General features: G+C 41.3%; 18 protein-coding genes. 3 read left to right on the top strand and 15 right to left on the bottom strand.

The genetic code is table 11. From position 1 onward, the window contains the following. Positions 1-13: 13 nt before the first annotated feature. The 5 genes from rfbC to GQ367_RS01340 all read right to left on the bottom strand — a co-directional run bounded on the left by rfbC (position 14) and on the right by GQ367_RS01340 (position 4,087). Positions 14-568, bottom strand: a complete 555-nt coding sequence (gene rfbC / locus GQ367_RS01360) for a dTDP-4-dehydrorhamnose 3,5-epimerase (protein ID WP_215290834.1) — start codon at positions 566-568, stop codon at positions 14-16. Continuing rightward, positions 559-1,581 (bottom strand): dTDP-4-dehydrorhamnose reductase, encoded by a 1,023-nt coding sequence (rfbD, locus tag GQ367_RS01355; protein ID WP_215290832.1) that lies wholly within the window; start codon positions 1,579-1,581, stop codon positions 559-561. Before rfbD ends, rfbC begins: the two co-directional genes overlap by 10 nt. Positions 1,582-1,591: 10 nt before the next feature. Further along, positions 1,592-2,662, bottom strand: a complete 1,071-nt coding sequence (rfbB, locus tag GQ367_RS01350) for a dTDP-glucose 4,6-dehydratase (protein ID WP_215290823.1) — start codon at positions 2,660-2,662, stop codon at positions 1,592-1,594. A 133-nt stretch (positions 2,663-2,795) separates the two neighbouring features. Further along, entirely contained in the window at positions 2,796-3,836 is a 1,041-nt protein-coding gene (locus GQ367_RS01345; RefSeq protein WP_215290821.1) for a hypothetical protein, read from the bottom strand. Between the two features lie 17 nt (positions 3,837-3,853). Beyond that, positions 3,854-4,087: a helix-turn-helix transcriptional regulator gene (locus GQ367_RS01340; protein WP_215290819.1), complete on the bottom strand. Its 234-nt coding sequence runs from the start codon at positions 4,085-4,087 to the stop codon at positions 3,854-3,856. A 71-nt stretch (positions 4,088-4,158) separates the two neighbouring features. Here GQ367_RS01340 and GQ367_RS01335 point away from each other — a divergent pair, with 71 nt between their 5' ends. Both GQ367_RS01335 and GQ367_RS01330 read left to right on the top strand, forming a co-directional pair. Further along, a complete protein-coding gene (locus tag GQ367_RS01335) occupies positions 4,159-5,115 on the top strand; it encodes a YqaJ viral recombinase family protein (protein ID WP_215290817.1) in 957 nt (318 codons plus the stop codon). Further along, positions 5,112-5,699, top strand: a complete 588-nt coding sequence (locus GQ367_RS01330) for a recombinase RecT (protein ID WP_215290815.1) — start codon at positions 5,112-5,114, stop codon at positions 5,697-5,699. Before GQ367_RS01335 ends, GQ367_RS01330 begins: the two co-directional genes overlap by 4 nt. Before the next feature lie 42 nt (positions 5,700-5,741). On the opposite strand, the gene GQ367_RS01325 is transcribed toward GQ367_RS01330, so the two are convergent. The 6 genes from GQ367_RS01325 to GQ367_RS01295 form a co-directional block, all read right to left on the bottom strand. Continuing rightward, positions 5,742-6,503, bottom strand: a complete 762-nt coding sequence (locus GQ367_RS01325) for a glycosyltransferase family 2 protein (protein ID WP_215290813.1) — start codon at positions 6,501-6,503, stop codon at positions 5,742-5,744. Positions 6,504-6,602: 99 nt separating this feature from the next. Beyond that, on the bottom strand, positions 6,603-7,253 hold the full coding sequence (locus tag GQ367_RS01320) for a carbamoyltransferase C-terminal domain-containing protein (RefSeq protein ID WP_215290812.1): 651 nt from the start codon (positions 7,251-7,253) through the stop codon (positions 6,603-6,605). A 174-nt stretch (positions 7,254-7,427) separates the two neighbouring features. After that, the gene (locus tag GQ367_RS01310) at positions 7,428-8,402 is read right to left on the bottom strand and encodes an aspartate carbamoyltransferase catalytic subunit (RefSeq protein ID WP_215290810.1); all 975 of its coding nucleotides are present in this window, start codon (positions 8,400-8,402) and stop codon (positions 7,428-7,430) included. 100 nt (positions 8,403-8,502) lie between these two features. Next, positions 8,503-9,015 carry a bifunctional pyr operon transcriptional regulator/uracil phosphoribosyltransferase PyrR gene (gene pyrR, locus GQ367_RS01305; protein WP_215290808.1) on the bottom strand — a complete coding sequence of 171 codons (513 nt, stop codon included), beginning with the start codon at positions 9,013-9,015 and terminating at the stop codon, positions 8,503-8,505. 86 nt (positions 9,016-9,101) lie between these two features. Then, the gene (gene ruvX / locus GQ367_RS01300) at positions 9,102-9,473 is read right to left on the bottom strand and encodes a Holliday junction resolvase RuvX (RefSeq protein ID WP_215290792.1); all 372 of its coding nucleotides are present in this window, start codon (positions 9,471-9,473) and stop codon (positions 9,102-9,104) included. Further along, entirely contained in the window at positions 9,473-10,075 is a 603-nt protein-coding gene (locus GQ367_RS01295; RefSeq protein ID WP_215290790.1) for a YqgE/AlgH family protein, read from the bottom strand. Before GQ367_RS01295 ends, ruvX begins: the two co-directional genes overlap by 1 nt. A 125-nt stretch (positions 10,076-10,200) precedes the next feature. On the opposite strand from GQ367_RS01295, the gene GQ367_RS01290 reads away from it, so the two are divergent. Continuing rightward, a complete protein-coding gene (locus GQ367_RS01290) occupies positions 10,201-11,718 on the top strand; it encodes a deoxyribodipyrimidine photo-lyase (protein ID WP_215290788.1) in 1,518 nt (505 codons plus the stop codon). On the opposite strand, the gene GQ367_RS01285 is transcribed toward GQ367_RS01290, so the two are convergent. From GQ367_RS01285 to hemL, 4 genes are read right to left on the bottom strand one after another with little or no spacing between them, the layout of a single operon-like run. Beyond that, positions 11,715-12,593: a hypothetical protein gene (locus GQ367_RS01285; RefSeq protein WP_215290786.1), complete on the bottom strand. Its 879-nt coding sequence runs from the start codon at positions 12,591-12,593 to the stop codon at positions 11,715-11,717. The genes GQ367_RS01290 and GQ367_RS01285 overlap by 4 nt on opposite strands. Before the next feature lie 47 nt (positions 12,594-12,640). Next, positions 12,641-13,474: a symmetrical bis(5'-nucleosyl)-tetraphosphatase gene (locus GQ367_RS01280; RefSeq protein ID WP_215291839.1), complete on the bottom strand. Its 834-nt coding sequence runs from the start codon at positions 13,472-13,474 to the stop codon at positions 12,641-12,643. 3 nt (positions 13,475-13,477) lie between these two features. Next, positions 13,478-14,647, bottom strand: coding sequence for a nucleotide sugar dehydrogenase (locus tag GQ367_RS01275; protein WP_215290784.1), 1,170 nt, complete (start codon positions 14,645-14,647; stop codon positions 13,478-13,480). 2 nt (positions 14,648-14,649) lie between these two features. Next, a complete protein-coding gene (gene hemL / locus GQ367_RS01270; RefSeq protein WP_215290782.1) occupies positions 14,650-15,954 on the bottom strand; it encodes a glutamate-1-semialdehyde 2,1-aminomutase in 1,305 nt (434 codons plus the stop codon). Between the last annotated feature and the right edge of the window lie 25 nt (positions 15,955-15,979).

Raw genomic sequence — 15,979 nt, 5'->3', positions numbered from 1 at the left:
TTAAGCTTTCAGCCTAATCGAATTTAGGAGCCTGACTCCAAGAAAGTCCTTGCTGATCCTTAGCATTCAAAATTAGCTCCATCCCAATCTGAGGCCACTGAATATCCAAGGTTGGATCATTCCAGACAATGCATTGCTCACTAGAGGGATGCCAGTGATCAGTCGTCTTATACAAGAACTCTACTTCATCAGAGAGCGCTAAGAAACCATGGGCAAAGCCTTCTGGTATCCAAAGTTGTTTTTTATTTTCATCTGAAAGCTCTACCCCAACCCATTGGCCAAATGTTGGCGATGAGTTGCGTAAGTCTACCGCCACAGAAAAAACAATTCCACGGCAGACACGCACCAACTTAGCCTGCGTTTGTTGAGTTTGGTAATGAAGACCCCGCAAAACACCCTTCTTGGAAGATGAGTGATTATCTTGAACAAAAGTTATGTTGCATCCAACAGCGGCTGAAAATTCTTTTTCATTAAATGATTCATAAAACCAACCACGATCATCATCATAAACTTTAGGCTCAATGATCAATACATCAGGTATTTTGGTAGATATCACAGTTATTGGCATACATAAATCCCATCAACTTCACCAGCTCGTGGAGGGGTGGTAACACTTTCTTTAACGTAGGCCTTTACCTGTTCTTGCCACTGAGGATATTGTTCGACAAAAGCTATCTTTGATAATGCTTTTTTGAATTTAACATTATTTAACCGAGAGTTGTGAGGTCGCTTGGCCAGCATTGAATAATCTACGGTGGCTACAGGCAAGATATTTGTTAACTTAATATCAATGCCCTCACTAGACCTCGAAGCTGTCTCAATTACGAATCTTGCCAATTCATACCAAGAAGTTTCACCATCAGGTACCACATGATAAATGCCAGACTCAATATTTGAATCAATCATTTTCACACTCATTTCTGCTAACCATTGAGCAGAGGTAGACACTCCAATTTGATCATTCACAATTTTGAGTTGAGTTTGCTCACCAGCTAAGCGCAATATCTTCTGAATAAAATTCTCACCATCACCATAAACCCAAGATGTTCGTAAAATGAAATATCTAGAAAAATTTTCTTGATATTTACCATCTCCAGAATCATGTGCCAAATTAAAAGTTTTTTTAATGGCTTCTTCACCCGCTAATTTACTTTGGCCATAAACACTCAGCTGGTCTAAAGGCCCTGCAATATCGGTTTCTAAGTAGGATGTTTGTTTTGTATCAGCAAAGACATAGTCGGTAGAGTAATGCACCAAAATACCATGAGCCACATTAACCATGTAATGCGCCATGACTGCTGGCCCCTTCGCATTAATGGCAAAAGCGAGCTCGCGCTCGCTTTCAGCGTTATCAACCCCTGTATAAGCTGCTGCATTAATGATGACCTGAGGTTGATACAGATTTAATGTCTTAATAATCTCATCTTCATTAGCCAAATCACATTCTGCACGCCCCAAAAAAACAACAGGTACATCAAGATTGGAGAAGCATCTTTGCAACGCCCTCCCAACTTGACCATTACGACCGAATACCAATACTGGTTTAGCTTTATCAGAGACTTGATATAAGTTATCGACCATATTTGAATATTTACTGGCCTAAAGATTTGGCAAAACTCTTTGGACTATTTTTAATAGTAGAGTTGCAAACTTCAATAACCCATTCCTGATGATCCAAATACCACTGCACCGTGGACTTTAAACTTTCCTCAAAATCTTGAGTAGGTTTCCAACCCAACTGACCCTCTAACTTTTTAGGGTCTATTGCATAACGTTGATCATGTCCAGGGCGATCTTTGATAAAAGAAATTTGAGATGCATAACTTTCACCACTTACCTTGGGTTTAAGCTCATCTAGGTAGGCACAAATCATACGCACAATTTCCAGATTTTTCCTCTCATTCCTGCTGCCAATATTGTATGTCTGCCCCACCACACCACTTTCCAATATTTGACGAAGGGCCACGCAATGATCCTTCACATGCAACCAATCACGAATCTGTTGCCCATCACCATAAATAGGCAATGCATGTCCAGTTAGCGCATTCTGAATCATGCAAGGAATGAGTTTTTCTGTATGCTGATATGGTCCATAGTTATTAGAGCAATTAGTGGTTATCACTGGTAAATTGTAAGTATGGTGCCACGCTCTCACAAAATGATCCGACGCAGCTTTTGAGGCTGAATAAGGATTATTAGGTTTATACGACGTTATCTCTAAAAATGGGGCTTCGTCAGACATCAAAGATCCATAAACTTCATCAGTAGAGGCATGCAAGAATCGGAAATTTTTTTGGTGCCGCTGTGGTAAATCCGACCAATAAGCTCTAACGGCTTCTAGCAAATGAAAAGTTCCTATAACATTTGTTTGAATAAAATTAACAGGACTGTCTATTGAGCAATCAACATGTGACTCTGCTGCAAAATTCACTACCGCACGAATCTGATGCTTCCTTAATAAAGAGAGAACCAACTCATAATCGCCAATATCACCCTGAATAAACACATGGCGCGAATCAGAGGATATAGATTGAAGAGTGGCAAGATTGCCTGCATAGGTCAATTTATCTAGATTAACGATGCCCTCCGCACTTGGATTAGCCAACCAATCCAAGACAAAATTCCCACCAATAAAACCTGCGCCACCTGTCACCAAAATCATGGGTCAATACCTTGACGAACATTATTGATTAGCTGCTGTGAATTTAGATCTAATACGCAGTGGCGATTAACCGGACTTAATAAAATCAATAACTTAAGAAGTTCGTTTCGCAAAATCAGTGTTTTTGAATCACTCACGATGAATTTCTTTTTGTTTGCAAATGTAGTAATTCACCGATTGCCGTGGAAAGTCTGCGATCCAACGTTGTTTGATAACGCATGAACAAGTCCGACTCTCTCTGGGGGAGAATAACACCTTGAACCATCAACTCTTTCATTGATTGATATTGTTCATAAACCTCTAGGCTCAAATTGTGAATTCTTAATAAATTTGCAAATGATTTTAATTGCTGAGTTAACTTTTCTTGATCAATGAGCGGCTCTTGGGGAATCACCAATTCTGGCTCTTTGTTATTTGGGTATCGTTTCTGTCTTTGAGCTTCTCGAACCGCATTTTTTTCTTCAATTAACTTTTCAAGTTCAAGGTCATCATTTAAAGAATCATCCTCAGATTCAGACTCCGATTGCTCTTTTAATCTGAGAGCAATTTCAATGAGGTCCTGATATCGCTCAAAATATTTATCTTGATGACCCAAAGAATGTTCGATCCCCTCAGAAATTAATGCTAATTTTTCAAGAAGGTTGCTATTGGCGTCTGAAAGATAAATGGGTTTATATGACTTTAAGAACCTTGTTAGATTCGGCCAATAGACTTCTAAATCAGGTTCCTTAAGAACATTTTTTCTGTGATGAATAATCTCCTCACAAATGATCTCCAGATCTTTAATTTTTAATTTGCAGGGTAAAGTAATTTCACCATACTGAATCAATTCCTTGACCATACCTCTAGTCGCACCTCTAGCCATAGGGATTTGATCCAATATTTGACCTGGGTCTTGGATAAATTTTTCCACAACTAAATCTAACTGCAAGCCCTCTACTTCATAAAGCCGATCTAATTTTGCTTTACAAATAGCTATACGCTCAATTTGTATTTTTTCTAGCGGAGATTCCGGTTTGTAGTAGATAGTTAATTCTTGAATATAAGCACTAACGATTTCTTTTTCTTTCACCGATGATGGTGTTTGCGTGGTTAATCCGTGCTTAGTTGAATTCTTCGAAGATACTGCTTTACCAGCAATTGTTTTGGGTCCGCTTTTTTTCTTTATTGACATATAGTTCTTTTAAGCACCTAGCTACGCCACCTAACTCCAGCACCATTTTCCGGAGTGCCGATGAACTCAATACCTGCATCCTCTAAAGCTTTTTTTACAGCATCAATAGTTTTGATGTTTCCAGCCGGCACACCATTAGCAGACTCTAGACGAATCAATGTTGAAAAACCTATTTCCGCTTTTGTAGCCAATTCTCTAGCTGTCCAATCAACTAATGCGCGAGCCGCTTTAATTTGACCACTTGTAATCAAGATAAAAGTACCTTATAATGAGATCAAAGTTATCAATATTTAATACTTTGTTTTATATATGAGGATAAAAAATGCTTAATAATCAAGATTTTGCCCTGTTGCGAGCTAAAAGTCTAGGTGGGTCTGATGTCGGCGCGGTATTGGGTTTATCGAAGTACCGCAGCGCTGTGGATGTTTGGATGGAGAAGACTGGTAAAGAGATTGCAGTTAGGGATTCTTTACCGCTTCGATTTGGTCTATTTGCGGAATCCTTTGTCGCTTATGAATATGCTCTAGCGACTGGTTTATCTTTGGCGACTCATGATGCGGCGGTGATTCATCCTGAGTATGACTATATGCATGGGCATATTGATCGGTTTGTTATGTCTAGTGATTTACCCTTGATTGCTGAAGATGGTCGCCTCATGGCCTCACGTATTCTGGAATGTAAGACAGCGAATCCTTTTACTCAATCAGAGTGGGGAGAAGCAGGTAGTGATCAAGTACCACTCTCTTATTTAGTGCAATGTGTTTGGTACATGATGCTCACCAATATAGATCGAACTGATCTAGCAGTTCTATTTGGTAATGCCGACTTTAGGATCTATGAGATCAGTCGAGACCTAGAGCTAGAACAGATGGTTCTGGAAAGAGCCAAGTCATTCTGGGAGAACCATGTTTTAAAAGACATCCCTCCTCCAGCCAATTCTGAGTCTGACTATAAGACGCTGTTCGGCAAGTCCAAGGTGGGTAAGTCGGTTGAGGCTTCTGCCCAGACTTGTGAACTGATTAAGAAGCTCAAATCTCTTAATGAACAAGTAGAACACCATGAAGCACAAATCAGCCAAATCAAGCAAAGCATCATGGGACAGATGCAGGATGCGGAAGTGCTGACCTACCATGGTCAAACCTTGGCCACTTGGAAAGCACCTAAACCTTCACTAAGGCTAGATGCCAAAAGACTCTCTGAAGAACATCCTGATTTAGTCCATCAATACCAAGTACCTATCCAGAACAGTCGTCGCTTAGTGATTAAGGAGCTCTCATGAAAGCACTTCAACAATCCATTAATACCCTTTGCCAAACAATGGCTCTTGATCCAGAAGAAATCCAACTCTGGTTAGATCAACACCTAGGTCTACCACTTTATCCTCAGGTACAACTTTTGAGACTAGCCAATAAGTACCAGTTAGATCCCCTATCGGATGAGATTTCTTTACTTCAGGGACCTGATCAGAGCTATCAAACATTCATCACCATTGATGGCTGGTCCAAGCTTATCAACCATCATCCTCAATATGCGGGGATGAGTTTGAGAGACTCCACAGAACTAATCGATGGCATTCCTTCATGGATGGAGTGCACCATCTATAGAAATGATCGAATCCTACCTATTGTAATCAAGGAATACTTCGAAGAAGTCAGAACCGATCACCCATCGTGGCAACAGATGCCAAGGCGCATGCTGAGACATCGAGTGATTCAGCAATGTGCGAGACTGGCATTTAATATTTCAAGTTCTGAGCGTTATCAAAATAGCCTCAACAAAGAAAATATAATGAATATGACGCCTATCAATTCAACCAGCAAAAACCAAGTAATGGCACTTAAAGAAAAATTGTTAGATTTATAAATCTACAATATCTTTTAAGTACAAGTGAAATTTAAAATTCATTTACCATAACTGCTCGACTTTTCTGATATTTTTCCATAAAAGTGCACAAACAGCACCAAAGATACCAAAACCAAAAGCACGCAGTGCCCGCCAATCTTCCATAGATTTTTTTAAGATTACCCGAACTGATCTATTACTTTTCCCACCCGTACGCATCAAAACAAAAACCATTGGCACATAAACAGACTTAAAATCAGGCTGGCTAAAAAGCCTCAAAATACTTACATAATCCCCAGAAATTTGGTATTTGATATCAAAGGCACCTATATATTGATACCACTCACGCCGAACATATAGTGTTGGATGGGGCGGCATCCAACCCCAAACTAAATCACTTTTATCAAATGTGCTAGACCTCCAGCAACGTATTAGATTAGATATATTTTTCTTACTCACATACTGCAAATCACCATATACCGCACACACTGATGGGTCATCAAAAACAGCTGCAATTTTTGATAACACGTTATCACTCGCAAATAAATCATCTGCATGTAAAAAACCAATAACATCACCACTAGCCAGGGCTAGCCCCTTATTCAAGGCATCATAAATACCTTTATCTGGTGCACTTGTAAAAACTTTGATTTGATGAATGTTCTGATGAATCAAATCAACTGTACCATCAGTACTTGCGCCATCAACCACTATATGTTCATAATTTGAATAATCTTGTCGAGAAACTGCGGAAAAACAGTCAGTCAATGTATTTACACAATTATAAGTAGCAGTAATGATTGAGATTTTTATATTTGTTGACATTATTTACAGCATCAGAAATGCTTGACTAGCATCGCATATCGACTTCCTTAATATTTTTTTATGAAAATTTAGTTGTAGATTCCAAAAAAACTCAACAGGTTAAGTTCGATAAATAATCGAATCTCCAAGAACTAATAAATCCATTTTCGTTCTAAGGAAGCAATCAATCGCTTCTTCAGGACAACAAACAACCGGTTCGTTCTCATTAAAAGACGTATTAAGCAAAATAGGTACGCCAGTTAACTTACCAAACGTACTTATTAATCGATGATAACGTGGATTTGTATCGGAATTTACAGTTTGCAATCTCCCAGTTCCATCCACATGTGTGACTGCAGGTATAAAATGATATTTATCCTTACGGACTGGATATACTTGCATCATGAAAGGTACATCATCGTACTGCTCAAACCAATCAGCAACAGCCTCGGAAAGAATAGATGGCGCAAAAGGACGAAACGATTCACGGCGTTTGATTTTAATGTTAAGGACTTCTTTCATATCAGCACGACGAGGATCGCCAAGAATAGAACGATTACCTAAAGCGCGTGGACCCCACTCCATTCGCCCCTGAAACCAACCTACAACCTTACCTTCTGAAATTGCTTCCGCTGTCTTTTGACAAAGCTTCTCCTCATCTAAAAACTGGATGACTTTGCATCCTTGCTCCGTTAACTGATTTGTGTAATTGAATAGCAATTTTTTCAAATGATCAGCAGTAAAATGTGGTCCCCAATAGGAGTGATTCATCAAGAAGCTTCGCTTACCACCCAATCTATGCCAAACAGTATAAGCCGCGCCAATAGCCCCTCCAGCATCTCCTGCGGCAGGCTGTATATAAAGCTTCTTGAATGGCGTATTTTTATAAATAATAGCTCTAGAGTGAACGGAAAATGGTCAAAGAACTGATTAATTACAGGAGTTTTAGTTGCCAGCGACGATTGACATCACGGCCATGCGCACCGCAATACCAAAAGTGACCTGTTTGAGGATCACTGCTTGCGGACCATCAGCCACATCACTGGCGATTTCCACTTCACGGTTCATGGGGCCTGGATGCATCACGATGGCATCGGGCTTAGCTAATTGAAGTCTTTCTTTGGTCAAACCCCATTGCTTAAAGAACTCATCGCCTTCTGGTACTTGACCAGCTTCCATGCGCTCTTTTTGGATACGAAGTGTCATCACCACATCCACACCTTTTAAACCTTCTTCGATGTTGTTGTAGATTTTGACGCCCATCATGTTCAGGTCTTTAGGCAACAAACTCTCAGGGCCAATCGCTCTGATCTCTGGGCAACCCAAAGTGGTCAATGCATGAATATTTGATTTGGCCACACGACTATGAACAATGTCACCAATGATGGCCACTTTGATCTTTGTGAAATCTTGCTTGAAGTGACGCATGGTGTACATATCCAGTAGACCTTGCGTTGGATGCTGATTGGTACCATCACCCGCATTGATCACATGCACATGCGGTGGTAAATGTTGAGCAACCTCAACAGCAGCACCCGTGGTTTTATGACGCACCACAAAAATATCAGCTTGCATCGCCACCAAATTATCAATGGTGTCGAGCAAGGTCTCACCCTTGGCCGTTGATGAGGTTTGAATATCTAAGTTAACAACATCAGCCGATAAACGTTTGGCCGCGATTTCAAAAGTGGTTCTGGTGCGAGTGGAGTTCTCGAAGAAAAGATTGAAAACATTCTTACCGCGCAGCAATGGAACTTTTTTAACTTCTCGATCTGAATCGCTCACAGCCACAAACTGTTGAGCCGTATCGAGGATATGAAGAATATGTTCTTTAGATAAACCTTCTAAGGTCAACAAATGAGTGAGCTCGCCTTGATCATTGAGCTGTAGTTGGCTGGCAGTCTTAGAGGTTTTTGGCATCTTAGGTCAGTATTTTAATCTTTTCTGTTAGTTCTTATGTTGTCTTTTTATTATCTTTTTCGTTCATTAGCTGAATTTTTAATTGATTCCGCTTAACTCTTTATTGAGCCTCGGCGCTAAAGCTAAAGCGCCCATCATCCAATTGCTCTAAAACCAAGATCTGATCATCTTCCACCTGGGCTTTAGCCCCCTTAAAAGTCGCATCGACTGGCAACTGTCTTCTATGACGATCCGCCAGAACGGCTAAATCAACTTTGGCCGGACGCCCATAGTCAAATAACTCATTGAGAGCTGCTCGAACGGTTCTACCGGTGTCTAAAACATCATCAACCAAGATAATGTGAGCACCTTCTACCTCGAAAGGTAATTTGGTGGACATACCCTCTGAGCTATTGAGAGCCTTGATGCCTTTTTCAGCATAGTCATCACGATGGAATGACACATTGATGACGCCATGAGCAGATAAACCCAAATCTTTGGCCAAGCGCTCCGCCACCCAAGCACCACCACTGGCCAAACCAGCCAATTGAAAATCAGGACTGATTCTCTTTTGCTCTTTTAATTGATTTAAAAGAGTTTGATAAAGGTCTTCTGCGTTAGGAATGGATGACATAAGCTTTCATTCAATGTTTGCTAGTTACTTTTAATTCAACAATCTCAATACAAGTATCTTACTCTGATGTTTCTTGTGTTTTTATCTTACAGGGTATCGAGATACTGCTGCAAGATCAATTGAGCTGCCAAGGCATCATTCCCATCTTGAACAGAAACAGAGGTATAGCGCTCATCGACCCAAACCACTTCCTTTTGGAAACGACCATGCAGTTGATTGCCAAAGCGTTTAGCTTTTAGAGTCACCTCATGCTCCGCACCATCCGGATGAGTGGGCAAACCCACCACCAGTAATTCTGGTTGCCACTCTTGGATGAGTGCCTCGATTGCTTTGAATTTTTCGTCTTGATTTTTCTCTTGAATGATCTTCAAAGCTTCAGCGGTTTTGGTGATGGTGTTGCCCACAGCAACACCAATGCGCTTTTCTCCAAAATCAAAGGCCAAGATGGTTTTTGTCATCAGGCATGACCCGCATCACTTGAAAGAAAACCAAGATCAATGCCCAATAGACCCAAAACATTTTGATACTTGTATTCATCAGGGGTATCAAAAATGATGTGGGCCATTTCTTCTGTAGGGGCTGGAACATTTAGCCAACCATTGCGTGCAATTTCATCTTCGAGCTGACCTGCACTCCAACCCGCATAACCCAATGTCATTAAAAAACGTGAGGGTCCATGACCAGCGGCCACTTCTTCTAAAACATCTTTAGAAGTGGTCATGGCCAAACCACCTGGGATTCTCAACGAGGAGTTGTAATGAGTGGTGTGCTCACCCTGCTTTTGTTCATGCAAGATAAAGCCACGATCCGTTTGGACAGGGCCGCCAAAATAAACAGGCTCAATGGCTTTGGTTTGAATTTCTAACTTGAGATCGACCTTGTCAAAAACAGTGGCTAAATCAACATCAGTGGGCTTATTAATGACCAAGCCCATGGCACCAGTAGAAGAGTGATCACAGAGGTAAATAACAGAACCAGCAAAGTTCTCATCAACCATGCCAGGCATAGCAATTAAGAACTGATTGGCGAGATGCTGAACATCTCCTGTTTTTTGAGTCATAAGCAGATTTTATCTGATTAAGGCCTTACCCACCCTAACCATAAAACTGGATATCTCTATAAAATGACAATCAAAGGCATAGAGAATCATGAATCATCAATAATGATGCCTTAGGAGATAAAAATATGACTGCTAGCAATAGCTCTGGTTCAAAAGGCTTGGTCTGGCTGCGCCGTGACCTAAGACTTCACGACCACCATGCCCTGCGCATGGCTCTAAAAGCTTGCAAGCAAGTTTGGGTGGTATTTGTATTTGATACGGACATTTTGTCCCACCTCTTGAATAGAGGCCTTACAAAAGATCGCCGCATTGATTTCATTTGGCAATCATTACAAGAAATCAACACTGAACTCAAGACCAAAGGTGGCGGACTCATTGTGCGTCATGGCAAAGCAATCGACATCATTCCCCAGCTTGCCACCGAATTAGGTGTTCAAGCGGTTTACACCAATAAAGATTATGAGCCTGCAGCCATAGAACGCGATCGCCTGGTCTCACTCGCACTTGAAGCAAAAGTTATTGCTTTTCATGGTTATAAAGATCAAGTGATCTTTGAGCATCAACAAGTACTCACAGGACAAGGCGGAGTGTTCTCTGTATTCACACCGTTTAAAAATGCCTGGCTTAAAAAACTACAAGCCACAGATCTTGATGCACATGCTGTTGATTTAGATAGTGGCCAATTTGCAGCCATACCAAAACCATTAAATCTTCCTTTCCCATCGCTAGAATCAATGGGCTTTGAACCCACCGGCATTGAATCGTATCTACCCACTGGTATGTCAGGTGCATCGGAGCTATTTGAGCAGTTCTTAGATCGTATGGATCAATACCATGCCACCCGTGACTTTCCAGCGGTCAAAGGACCTAGCTATTTATCAGTGCACTCTCGCTTTGGCACGATTTCTATTCGAGCGCTGGTGCGCGAAGCGTACCAAAGAATGTTGGCTGGCAGCATGGGTGCCACCATCTGGTTATCAGAACTGATTTGGCGTGACTTTTATTTCATGATTTTGAGCAATCACCCAAGATTGGCTCCAACTTTGGGTAAAAAATCACTGATCCACAGCACAGCCGGACATCAATCATTCAAACCCGATTACGACAAAATTGTTTGGGAAAGCGGTCCTAAAGCTCAAAAGTTATTCAAAGCCTGGTGTGAGGGTAAAACTGGTTACCCATTGGTTGATGCAGCCATGCATCAACTCAATCAAAGTGGCTACATGCACAATCGTTTGCGCATGGTCGTGGCTTGCTTCTTGATCAAAGATTTAGGCATTGATTGGCGTTGGGGTGAACAATACTTTGCCGATCACTTGAATGACTTTGACTTTGCAGCCAACAATGGCGGCTGGCAATGGGCATCATCCAGTGGTTGTGATGCACAACCCTACTTTCGCATCTTTAACCCTATCACCCAATCTGAAAAATTTGATGCTGAGGGTAAATTCATTAAAAAGTATTTGCCCCAGTTATCCAAACTATCCAAAAAAGCGATTCATGCTCCCTGGTTAGCAGGTGATATTGAATTAGATCTTGCAGGAGTTCGCTTGGGGCGAGATTATCCTCCACCAATAGTGCACCATGATGAAGCGAGAAAAAATACTTTAATTAGGTACTCAATAGTCAAAAAAAATCTTTAACCTCTGTGATGTCCCCACACAATAATGTAATTATCAGGCGCCGTCAGCGGATACTCAGGGAAAATTTCAAAATTAGGTAAGCGCTTCCTAAGTTCATCTAAAGATAATTTACTAATTTGATGAGCATTCCCCATTCCGCTATTCATTGTCATATACCCTCGACGACACTGGTTAATGACTTTATCAATATATTTAATCTGCAAATGTGTGGGTAGCTCTGAAAATGCATAATTACTTATCACTAAATCATAGGAGTCTTCCCCGGTCTTTTGATTAAGGGTTGATAACTTATATCCACAATTAAGAATATGACTCTCTAAATATTTAGAGACCAAATTTAAAACTGGCGGCAAATCTAAAAATTCGTACTCCTTAATCTTGAATGTCATATCATTTATCAAGGCTTGGCCACCATAACCAGCGCCAATCTCTACAACCTTATCGCCGACAGAGTCCCCAAAAAATTTTAATAGATCTGATGCTACTTTTGTGTAACGCAAAGTTGTCGGGCTGATCAGTCCAACCTCAGGATACTGATGTAGAGTTGGACCGCCAACCAAATCATTTTTCTTAAAATCATTGATTCTATTGATTAAGCAGGGATTATCTTTACGAACACTATCAAGATAATCCTCCCCCTGTTTTTTGCTAACATGCTCGAGAATAGCTTGATAATCAGGATCCTGCTTAAAAGTTGAAAAGTATTTATAACTTTTAACGGCTCGCTGAACAGCATAAATATATAGCCCGTTATCATCGCTCTCTGATCTATTGCCTCGAGCGCTGATATATTCTCTAAATAGAATTTTCCTAACTCTTTGCTTAATGAAAGCAATAATTAAAAGAGGATTTTTAAAAAAACGAATATATTTCAAGAAGCTCTCCAAGCCAGTTAGCAATAGTCAACAAAATCATACAGCACCTAATAACGTACAGGTCTTTTTAATCCAAGCACCTGAATAAACTGTGGTCTCTTGCCCAAGGACATGGCAGTTAACTGACCACCCCAAACACAGCCAGTATCTAAACCAACCACATTTTTTTTCTTGAGTAATCCCAAAGTAGACCAATGGCCAAAAACAACCTTGGCATCTTGAGTTTTTCTGTTCGGAACATCAAACCAAGGCATATAACCTTTGGGGGCATCACCAGCACCCTCTTTACTTTCAAACTCCATCACTCCCCTGGCAGTGCAAAAGCGCAGGCGTGTAAATGAATTAATGATGACCCTTAAGCGCTTTGCACCTTTGAGTTTGTCATTCCATTGATTCGGTGTGTTGCCATATATTTCAACCAAGGACTTGGCATAATTTTTATGACGCAAGACTTTTTCAAATTCGTGGGCCAACTCAAGAGTTTTAGTGACACTCCATTGCGGCAAAATACCTGCGTGCACAAAAAGAGTATTCAAGTTTTCTTTGCCGCTGTACAAAGCCATCGGGCGATGTCTTAACCAATCAATCAATTCTTTTCGATCAGGTGCTTTGAGGATGTCATCCAAGGTATCCAATGATTTGGGATCACGTATTCCGGCATCTCTTGCCAGCAAATGTAAATCATGATTACCCAAGATGCATTCTGCTTGTCCCGACTCTTGCAATGCCTTAAGGGTTCGCAAAGCACCTAAGGAATCTGGACCACGATTCACCAAATCACCCACACAAATGATTTTTGAGTCTTTGGGTAATTTTTTGATGAGTTGCTTCAGCTGCTGATTGCAGCCCTGAACATCACCTATGGCAAAAATACTATCCATCATCTAATCCGACCCAAATAAATCCCTGGTATAAACTTTTTCCTGCACATCCTGAATATCTTTAAATAAGCGATTTGCCACGATCAAATCTGACATTTTTTTAAATGTAGACAAGTCAGCCACAATATCTGAGCCAAAAAAATGGTCTTGCCCATCTAAAAGAGGCTCGTAAACAATCACACGAACACCCTTGGCCTTGATACGCTTCATGATGCCTTGCACACTGGATTCGCGAATATTATCTGATCCGCTCTTCATGATCAATCTAAAAATACCCACGACCTTAGGTTCTCTAGAAAGAATATCTTGGGCAATGTAGTCTTTTCGAACCGCATTGGCTTGCACAATACTACCGATCAAACTCTGAGGCACGCCCTCATAATTCGCCAATAACTGCTTGGTGTCTTTGGGCAAACAATAACCGCCATAACCAAACGAAGGGTTGTTGTAATACATGCCCACCCTAGGATCTAAGGAGACTCCCTCAATAATCTTTTGGGTGCTGAGGCCATGACTGAGCGCATAACTATCTAATTCATTAAAAAATGACACCCGCATGGCCAAATAAGTATTCGCAAATAACTTGATGGCTTCAGCTTCGGTTGAATCCATAAACAGAAGTGGTGTGTCTTGTTTAAGTGCTGCTTGCTTGAGCATCAGACCAAATGTTTGAGCTGCCTCTGACTGATCCCCAATAATGATTCTTGATGGATGCAGGTTATCCCAAAGAGCTTTGCCTTCTCTCAAAAACTCCGGAGAGAAAATAATTCGGTCATACCCAAACTGTTGCCGAACTTTTTTTGTGTAACCGACTGGAATCGTTGATTTAATGACAATCATTGCTGCCTGATTGACTTTCAAAACATTCGCAATGACTGCTTCAATCAATGTGGTATTAAAACTATTCGTATCCACATCATAGTTAGTAGGTACGGCAACAATAATGTATTGAGCGCCTGCATAAGCCTCATCCGCTTGCTGAGTCGCTTTTAATTGGAGCGGCTTGCTGGCCAAGTAATGCTCTACATCAGCATCATCAATAGAGCTGATTTTATTATTTAAATCAGTCACTTTGCGAGCATCGACATCAACCGCAATCACTTCATGAGACTGAGCCAATAAAATTGCATTGGATAAACCCACATAACCCAAACCTGCGATGGCTATTTTCATGATCAGGCTTTGTGTATCATTTGGTGGAAAGCGACCTCTGCTGCTTTGAACATTTCATCTAAAACTGCATCATCGTGTGCAATTGATAAGAAGCCAGCTTCATAAGCAGATGGTGCTAAATACACACCATTGTCTAGCATCAAGTGGAAGAATTTCTTGAACGCCTCAATATCACTGGCAGTGACAGCAGCATAAGACGTTGGCACCTCTTTAGAGAAATACAAACCAAACATACCGCCCACGCTATCAACCGAGAATGGAACACCTGCCTGATTGGCTCGTTCTTGCATACCATTCACAAACTTCTTAGTTTGAGTGGTCAAGCAATCATAAAAGCCTGGTCGCGTGATGATGTCTAGGTTGGCTAGTCCAGCTGCAACTGCCAATGGATTGCCGGACAAAGTACCTGCTTGATAAACATTGCCCAAAGGGGCTAACTTATTCATGATGTCAGCACGGCCACCAAAGGCAGCCATTGGCATACCACCGCCCATGACTTTACCTAAGCATGTTAAATCTGGTTTGATGCCATGCAAACTTTGTGCGCCACCCAAAGCCACTCTAAAGCCCGTCATCACTTCGTCATAAATCAGCACAGCACCTTCTTTGGTAGTGAGATCACGCATTGCTTTAACAAAGACGGAGCTTGGCTGAATCAAATTCATATTGCCAGCAATTGGTTCAACAATCAGCGCTGCAATCTTGCCAGAATTTTGTTTGAACGCCAGTTCAAGAGCTTCTACATCATTGAATGGCAGCACCAATGTATGTTTCACCAAATCTTGTGGCACCCCACCTGATGATGGTGCATTTTGTGTGCTATCGGCAAAGGTCAACATACCTGAACCAGCTTTGACCAGCAGGCTATCAGCATGGCCGTGGTAGCAACCTTCAAATTTAATGATCAGATCGCGACCAGTAAAGCCACGCGCTAAACGCAAAGCACTCATCGTGGCTTCGGTACCGCTGGAAACCAAACGCACTTGCTCAATACTAGGTACCAACTGACAGATACGCTCTGCCATCACAATTTCACCTTCAGTCGGAGCGCCATAACTAAAACTATGAACTGCAGCCTCTTGCAGAGCCTTCACAACTTCAGGATGAGCATGACCAACAATCATCGGACCCCATGAGCCAATACAGTCGATATATCGCTTATCGTCTGCATCCCAGAAATAAGCGCCTTGCGCACGCTTGATAAAGCGTGGCACACCACCCACCTGACGGAATGCTCTCACTGGAGAGTTCACGCCACCTGGTGTGGTTTTTTGGGCTCGGAGGAATAGCTCTTCGTTTTTGCTCATATCTTTAAATTCTTTAAATATCAAA

Origin of the sequence: Polynucleobacter sp. MWH-CaK5 (assembly GCF_018687615.1) — a bacterium.
In the GTDB taxonomy this organism is placed as follows: domain Bacteria; phylum Pseudomonadota; class Gammaproteobacteria; order Burkholderiales; family Burkholderiaceae; genus Polynucleobacter.
The sequence above is the reverse complement of the archived record's forward strand: the minus strand, read 5'-3'. Positions and strand labels throughout refer to the sequence as shown.

Coding starts and splice junctions, on each gene's coding strand:
- GQ367_RS01330 (WP_215290815.1), top strand. CDS start 5,112: ATGAAAGCACTTCAACAATCCATTAATACCCTTTGCCAAACAATGGCT.
- ruvX (WP_215290792.1), bottom strand. CDS start 9,473: ATGACAAAAACCATCTTGGCCTTTGATTTTGGAGAAAAGCGCATTGGT.
- GQ367_RS01320 (WP_215290812.1), bottom strand. CDS start 7,253: ATGAATCACTCCTATTGGGGACCACATTTTACTGCTGATCATTTGAAA.
- GQ367_RS01275 (WP_215290784.1), bottom strand. CDS start 14,647: ATGAAAATAGCCATCGCAGGTTTGGGTTATGTGGGTTTATCCAATGCA.
- GQ367_RS01325 (WP_215290813.1), bottom strand. CDS start 6,503: ATGTCAACAAATATAAAAATCTCAATCATTACTGCTACTTATAATTGT.
- GQ367_RS01345 (WP_215290821.1), bottom strand. CDS start 3,836: ATGTCAATAAAGAAAAAAAGCGGACCCAAAACAATTGCTGGTAAAGCA.
- GQ367_RS01290 (WP_215290788.1), top strand. CDS start 10,201: ATGACTGCTAGCAATAGCTCTGGTTCAAAAGGCTTGGTCTGGCTGCGC.
- rfbD (WP_215290832.1), bottom strand. CDS start 1,581: ATGGTCGATAACTTATATCAAGTCTCTGATAAAGCTAAACCAGTATTG.
- GQ367_RS01295 (WP_215290790.1), bottom strand. CDS start 10,075: ATGACTCAAAAAACAGGAGATGTTCAGCATCTCGCCAATCAGTTCTTA.
- GQ367_RS01335 (WP_215290817.1), top strand. CDS start 4,159: ATGCTTAATAATCAAGATTTTGCCCTGTTGCGAGCTAAAAGTCTAGGT.
- rfbB (WP_215290823.1), bottom strand. CDS start 2,662: ATGATTTTGGTGACAGGTGGCGCAGGTTTTATTGGTGGGAATTTTGTC.
- rfbC (WP_215290834.1), bottom strand. CDS start 568: ATGCCAATAACTGTGATATCTACCAAAATACCTGATGTATTGATCATT.
- pyrR (WP_215290808.1), bottom strand. CDS start 9,015: ATGTCATCCATTCCTAACGCAGAAGACCTTTATCAAACTCTTTTAAAT.
- hemL (WP_215290782.1), bottom strand. CDS start 15,954: ATGAGCAAAAACGAAGAGCTATTCCTCCGAGCCCAAAAAACCACACCA.
- GQ367_RS01310 (WP_215290810.1), bottom strand. CDS start 8,402: ATGCCAAAAACCTCTAAGACTGCCAGCCAACTACAGCTCAATGATCAA.
- GQ367_RS01280 (WP_215291839.1), bottom strand. CDS start 13,474: ATGGATAGTATTTTTGCCATAGGTGATGTTCAGGGCTGCAATCAGCAG.